We start from the raw sequence: 6864 nt of genomic DNA on the forward strand, positions 1-6864 counted from the left end.
AGTTATAAAATTGCGTGGCGGAATGTGGTTCACACTATAATTTTCATGTACATAATAACTAAATGCATCCGTAATATTACACATCGTGGCCAATAGGCCTAATTTTCTAATAAAATAACCCTAAGAGAAATTTAATGTTGCAAAAGGATCTACTGGAATCAAGCGATCTAAAGTGATGGTAGGAAGCAAAACGTAAAAAATCTTTCCCTTCATGTATTTATTTATCCTAATTCTACATGCTAACCAAAAATAGAATCGCTATTGCATCAAAAAAATAAACATGCCACATAAAAAGACGCAAGCAGAAATTTCTAACAAAAAAAAGGACTTTTGATTTCTCAAAAGTCCTTTATATCAATAAATTATGACGTTTAGTCAAATTTCCATTTTACAAAAGCCTCAATCGCTTCATACTCAGCAAGACCTAATTTGTGGTATACTGAAGCCGTATCACTCGTACGATCTTCAGCACGTACCCAGAATTCACGAGGATCATCACCTGGCCAAACCGGTAAATCTTTTTGCGATTGGTGTTTAAAGATAGCAAGACGCTTACGTTTAACCTCTTGTGGTGCTAATGGAACAGCCATTTCAATTTCATGAATAGGGTATTCATACCAAGCGCCACGATATAACCACAACCAACAATCTTTGGCCCACTCTTCTGTAGCGCGTAAACGCAATAAAGCTTCTAAAATGATATCGAAACAAACCTTATGCGTACCATTTGGATCATAGAAATCACCTGCCGCAAAAATCTGATGAGGTTTCACTTGACGAATCAATTCCATTGTTTGTTGAATATCATCTTCATAAGAAACATTCTTATCTATTCTAGCTCTATCGTAGAAAGGTAAATCTTGGAAGTGAATATTTGAATCCGGTAAACCTACTAAACGCGCACCCGCAATAGCTTCACCTTTACGAATATATGCTTTAACCTTACGGATGATCTCAGGATCCATCTGATTAGGTTTTTTCACTTTAAAGTAAGCATTAGATTCATCATATAATGATGTAATCTTAGACTCATCAACACCTAATTCTTTTGTTATATCTTGAGCAAACTCCAAGAAACGACGTGCATCATCATCCCATACCGCATTATTACCCGAAGTCTGGTAAGCTACGTGTACATTATGACCTTGATCTGCTAAACGAATAAACGTACCACCCATTGAGATAACATCATCATCAGGATGTGGAGAGAATAATATAACATTCTTACGAGCTGGTTCAGCACGCTCCGGACGTTGTGAATCATCTACCCCTGGCTTACCGCCTGGCCAACCAGTAATTGTATGCTGTAATTCGTTAAATATTTTGATATTGATAGCATAAGCAGGACCTTGTTCTGTCACTAGCTTAGCCATACCATTATTGTTATAATCTTCGTCTGTTAACTTTAAAATTGCTTTATTCAATTTCAATGACAACCATACAACGGCTTTCTTGGTCAATACTGGTGTCCATTCCACATCCTCTGCCAACCAAGGTAAATCAAAACGAGTCAATAAAGATGCAGCACCCTCGTCCAACACAAATTCTACTTGATTAGACAATTGTAAGTATGTAGCAGGAATATCAGAAGAAATCTCCCCTTCTACCGCTTTTTTAATGATACTCGCTTTATTCTCTCCCCATGCCATCAAGATAATTTCTTGCGCTTTGAAGATCGTTCCTACACCCATGGTGATCGCTTTGGTAGGTACATTATTTTTACCCCCAAAATCTTTAGCTGCATCACGGCGTGTCAAATCATCTAAAGTAACTAAACGAGTACCCGAATTTGGCGCTGATCCTGGCTCATTGAAACCAATATGTCCAGTACGACCAATCCCTAGAATCTGGATATCTAAACCTCCTAAATCAGAAATCTTTTGTTCATAACCTTCACAAAAAGCCTGAACTTTATCCAAAGCTAATGTTCCATCAGGAATATTAATATTTTGTTGAGGAATATCGATATGATCAAATAAGTTCTTTTTCATAAAAGTAACATAACTTTGATCCGCTGTTGGCTGCATAGGGTAGTACTCATCCAAATTAAAAGTGATTACGTTTTTAAAACTTAATCCTTCTTCTTTGTGTAGACGTACTAATTCTTTATACACTTTAATAGGCGTCGCACCAGTAGCTAAGCCCAAAACTGCATTCTCTCCCTTTGCTTGTTTTTCTTTGATAATAGAAGCAATACGATTTGCAACTTGAATAGAAGCAACATTTTGATCAGCATATACTTTTACAGGTACTTTCTCAAAACGTGTTTCCTCTAATAAATTTAATCTTGCCATTTATGAGGTAAATAAAATAATCGTGAATAGCAAATTTAGTAATAAATAAAGGTTGTTCTAAATAAAAAACAAAAAAATAGCGTTCACTATTGAAGATATTATAAAACAACCCTTTGCGTAATTAGATAAACTTAAGAATATCAACCGCTGCCGTTAATGTTTGTAACTTTTTAGCAAAACATATTCGTAGAAGTTGTTGATTATCACCATGAGTATAAAATGCCGAAACAGGGATCATAGCTAGTTTATGTTCAATAGTGAGACGCTCCGCAAAATCCAATTCCTGCTCTTCTGAAATATTAGAATAATCTAATAACATAAAATATGTCCCTTGCGTGGGTAAAACATTAAAGCGTGAATCTTTCAGTGCATGTAGGAGGAAATCTTTCTTTTCTTGAAAAAATTTAGGCAGAGAATAGTAATAATCTATATCATCCAAATAGGATGCAATAGCTAATTGCATTGGTGCATTTACCGAAAACACATTAAACTGGTGCACTTTACGGAATTCTATAGTAAAAAAAGCTGGTGCAATTACATAGCCCAATTTCCAACCTGTAGTATGAAGTAATTTTCCAAAAGAACAAACAACAAATGATCGTGACCTCAATATTTCAGACGATAAAACAGAAATATGTTTATGCACATCATATACCATATGTTCATACACCTCATCACTCAATACGACAATATTATGAGCACTAACAATATACTCCAACTGCTGGATATCATCGACAGAAAATACACGTCCAGTAGGATTATTGGGATTATTGATGATGATAAGCTTAGTTTTACTATTTACTAAAGAACGCACATATTCCCAATCTATTTTAAAATCTGGCGCCATCAATCTTACAGGAACGACAACAGCCCCCATTAGCTCTATAGCAGGTTTATAGGAGTCATAGGCCGGTTCAAAAATGATAACTTCATCCCCCTTTTCTACCACAGCACTTATCACAGTAAATAATCCCTGAGTTCCCCCAGCGGTAATAGTAATCTCATCAGCGGGATTTACATTAATGCCATAGAATTTATCATACTTAAAGGAAATTTGTTCACGCAAACTGATATGGCCGGGCATTGGTGCATATTGATTAAAACCTTCGTTCATGTATTTTGTTACAGCTTCAATAAGCTTAGGGTCAGTATCAAAATCCGGAAAACCTTGTGAAAGGTTTATAGCTTGATGCTCCTGGGCTAAAGCAGACATTCGCGAAAAAATACTTGCAGGTGTATTAGGCAACTTAGATTTAAAAGGCATATCATGAAATGGTTTTGTCATTTTTTATCAATTAAGTATACTAAAGTAATAGATTATTTTAAATTTGAATAAAATATAGAAGAAAATGAAAAAATACTTATTAATCCTATTGTTTGCCTTACCAATATTAGGCTTCTCTCAAACAAAAGAAGAACTCATAACTACGATAAATAGTAAATTAAATGAGAAAGAAACAATTCGCCTGATACAACGTGTCGGAGGATATGACCCCGATTATAAAGAGATGTCTGTTTTATTCAAAAAATTAGACAAAAAAGTTAAAAAATCAACAGAAGGAAAAATATTTGAACATTACCTAAAAAATTTAGAAAAATCATCTGTTGGTAAGGTTGCACCAGGTATTACACAGTTTGATGTGGAGGGAAATCCCTATTCACTACAAGACCTTAAAGGTAAATATGTACTAGTAGATTTTTGGGCGTCTTGGTGTCCTCCATGCCGTAAAGAAAACCCAAACTTGGTTGCCGCATATAGCGAATTTAAAGACAAAAACTTCGAAATATTGGGCGTATCATTTGACAAGGATCTAGAGAATTGGAAAAAAGCCATTAAAGATGATAACTTAACATGGAAACACATATCCGATTTACAACATTGGAATAATGGCGCAGCAGGAGTTTATGGAATCAAAGCCATACCACAGAATGTATTAGTAGATCCTAACGGCATAATCGTTGCTAGAAACCTACACGGAGAGGCGCTTAAAACAAAATTAAGAGAGATATTAAAATAACAAGAAGAGAGCCGAGTAACGTTTAAATTGCTCGGCTCTATTACTTCTATCCTTGTCTATCATCCGCTGAAGGACCATATAAACCTGGAACAGGAATATCTAATAACCTTAAATAAACAGATAACTGACCTCTATGGTGAATCAAGTGATTATATATAACAAATCGTAATGCTGCTATCTTAGGCATATTACCTATCACATAATCCCCAAATTGAATAGTCCATTCCTTTTGCCAATCTTCATCAGTCATAGAATCTACAAATTCAGTGTTCAGTTCATAATTACCATCCAAGGCCTCTAATGCCTCAGCAATAGAAAATGGATGAAAAGGTAAATAGTCGGTCGCTAAATCAAAATGCATACTTCTTAATGCTTTATTGACCCAATTATGCAATTCTACAATATGCCCTACCAAACGACCAACAGTCATTGATTTTTCGTGTGGTGTCCAATCCAAATCTTTGTCTTCAATCCTAGATATTAAACGCCTAGTATTTGCTGTCTCTCTTTCGATCTCTATTAAAAATCCCTCATTAATACTCATAGTTCACCTTTTATTTATCACAATATACAAACTATAGCCTAAACAAATAATACAAAATGTAAATAATAGAACCTACAATACCATAACAATAAATTTATCACCTAGTAGTGAAAGCATCGTTATAGTAGAAATGGTTAGGGTTAATGGTTAGGGTTAATGGTGAGAGATACGGTTAGGAGGAATTAGAGGATTAGAGATGTTACAGAAGTTAGGAAGGGTTAAGGAAAGTTAGGTGTAGTTAAGGAGTAAGGAGCGTTACAATACTACCTGGTCACAAATAAATAAGATCTTTAAGTGCTAAAAGGTAGAAGCAAATAAAGTTGTTGATGTTCAATTAGGTGGGGTGGTTAAAAGTAGAAGTTCGTATTGGGTGTATTAAGAATAAGTAAGTTGCTGTGTCAGCTGGGTAAAAAGTGTAGAGGTAAGTTATTGCTATCTGGATCTATTCCCGATTCTAATGATGATGCAGATACAGATCCCTTTACTCAGGATAACTCAACTGCCATGACCTTAAAAGATTCTTCAAATACTCGTGCCATATCTGAACAAAGGTAGCAACTCCAGAAACAGCTAAACAACAACATCTTTTGAGATCCTTCCTGTCGTCAGGATAACAATGTAACTCTACCATGTCATGATGAACATAGTGAAACATCTAAAAAGCATGAAACCTATGATTAGATCCTTCCTAATGTTAGGATGACAATATAAGTATAGATGTCATGTTGATCGTAGTGAAACATCTATACAGCATGAAACCTATGTTTAGATCCTTCCTGCGATCAGGATGACAAGTGAGGATATTTCTAGAGACTGTCATGTTGAACGTAGTGAAACAGCTAAACAGCATGAAACCTATGTTTAGATCCTTCCTGCGATTAGGATGACAACATAAGCATAGATATCATGTTGAATGTAGTGAAACAGCTGAAAACAACATCTTTTGAGATTCTTCCTGCGATCAGGATGACAAGTAAGGTTATTTGTATAGACTGTCATGTTGAACGTAGTGAAACAGCTAAATAGCATGAAACCTATGTTTAGATCCTTCCTGCGATCAGGATGACAAGTAAGTTTTTGTGTACTTTATCTGTCATGTTGAACGTAGTGAAACAGCTAAATAGCATGAAACCTATGTTGTCATGTTGAACGTAGTGAAACATCTAAAAAGCATGAAACCTAAGTTTAGATCCTTCCTGCGATCAGGATGACAACATAAGTATAGATGCCATGTTGAACGCAGTAAAAAAGCTATACAGCATGAAACCTATGTTTAGATCCTTCATGCGATCAGGATGACAAGTAAGTTTTTTTTGTATTTAGAATCTCATTTTGAACGTAGTGAACAAGCTAAACATCAACATCTTTTGAGATTCTTCCTATCGTCTGGATGACAACATAAGTATAGATGTCATGTTGAACGTAGTGAAACATCTAAACAGCATGAAACCTTTGTTTAGATCCTTCCTGCGACCAGGATGACAACATAAGTATAGATGCCATGTTGAACGCAGTAAAAAAGCTATACAGCATGAAACCTATGTTTAGATCCTTCATGCGATCAGGATGACAAGTAAGTTTTTTTTGTATTTAGAATCTCATTTTGAACGTAGTGAACAAGCTAAACATCAACATCTTTTGAGATTCTTCCTATCGTCTGGATGACAACATAAGTATAGATGTCATGTTGAACGTAGTGAAACATCTAAACAGCATGAAACCTTTGTTTAGATCCTTCCTGCGATCAGGATGACAAATAAGGTTTTTTTGTGTTTAGACTGTCATGTTGAACAAAGTGAAACATCTACACAGCATGAAACCTATGTTTAGATCCTTCCTGTCGTCAGGATGACAACATAAATATAGACTGTCATGTTGAACAAAGTCTATAAACGCAAAAAGCCTTAGATTTCTCTAAGGCTTCTGTTTAAAAAAAGGCACCGACCTACTCTCCCACCTGTTACGGCAATACCATCGGCTCGGGCGGGCTTAACTTCTCTGTTCGGAA

The 6864-nt window shown here is 35.5% G+C and carries 4 protein-coding genes; 1 reads left to right on the top strand and 3 read right to left on the bottom strand.

Going from position 1 to position 6864, the window contains the following annotated elements; all coding sequences use genetic code 11:
- Positions 1 to 371: 371 nt before the first annotated feature.
- On the bottom strand, positions 372 to 2294 hold the full coding sequence (nagB, locus tag IP023_RS04830) for a glucosamine-6-phosphate deaminase (protein ID WP_241789121.1): 1923 nt from the start codon (positions 2292 to 2294) through the stop codon (positions 372 to 374).
- 121 nt (positions 2295 to 2415) lie between these two features.
- Complete coding sequence (locus IP023_RS04835) at positions 2416 to 3579, bottom strand: methionine aminotransferase (RefSeq protein ID WP_241789122.1); 1164 nt, start codon at positions 3577 to 3579, stop codon at positions 2416 to 2418.
- Positions 3580 to 3643: 64 nt separating this feature from the next.
- On the opposite strand from IP023_RS04835, the gene IP023_RS04840 reads away from it, so the two are divergent.
- Positions 3644 to 4312, top strand: a complete 669-nt coding sequence (locus tag IP023_RS04840; protein ID WP_241789123.1) for a TlpA family protein disulfide reductase — start codon at positions 3644 to 3646, stop codon at positions 4310 to 4312.
- Between the two features lie 46 nt (positions 4313 to 4358).
- On the opposite strand, the gene IP023_RS04845 is transcribed toward IP023_RS04840, so the two are convergent.
- Complete coding sequence (locus IP023_RS04845) at positions 4359 to 4856, bottom strand: DinB family protein (RefSeq protein WP_241789124.1); 498 nt, start codon at positions 4854 to 4856, stop codon at positions 4359 to 4361.
- Between the last annotated feature and the right edge of the window lie 2008 nt (positions 4857 to 6864).

It is taken from the genome of Sphingobacterium rhinopitheci (assembly GCF_022627575.1).
Taxonomy (GTDB): domain Bacteria; phylum Bacteroidota; class Bacteroidia; order Sphingobacteriales; family Sphingobacteriaceae; genus Sphingobacterium; species Sphingobacterium rhinopitheci.

Coding starts and splice junctions, on each gene's coding strand:
- nagB (WP_241789121.1), bottom strand. CDS start 2,294: ATGGCAAGATTAAATTTATTAGAGGAAACACGTTTTGAGAAAGTACCT.
- IP023_RS04835 (WP_241789122.1), bottom strand. CDS start 3,579: ATGACAAAACCATTTCATGATATGCCTTTTAAATCTAAGTTGCCTAAT.
- IP023_RS04840 (WP_241789123.1), top strand. CDS start 3,644: ATGAAAAAATACTTATTAATCCTATTGTTTGCCTTACCAATATTAGGC.
- IP023_RS04845 (WP_241789124.1), bottom strand. CDS start 4,856: ATGAGTATTAATGAGGGATTTTTAATAGAGATCGAAAGAGAGACAGCA.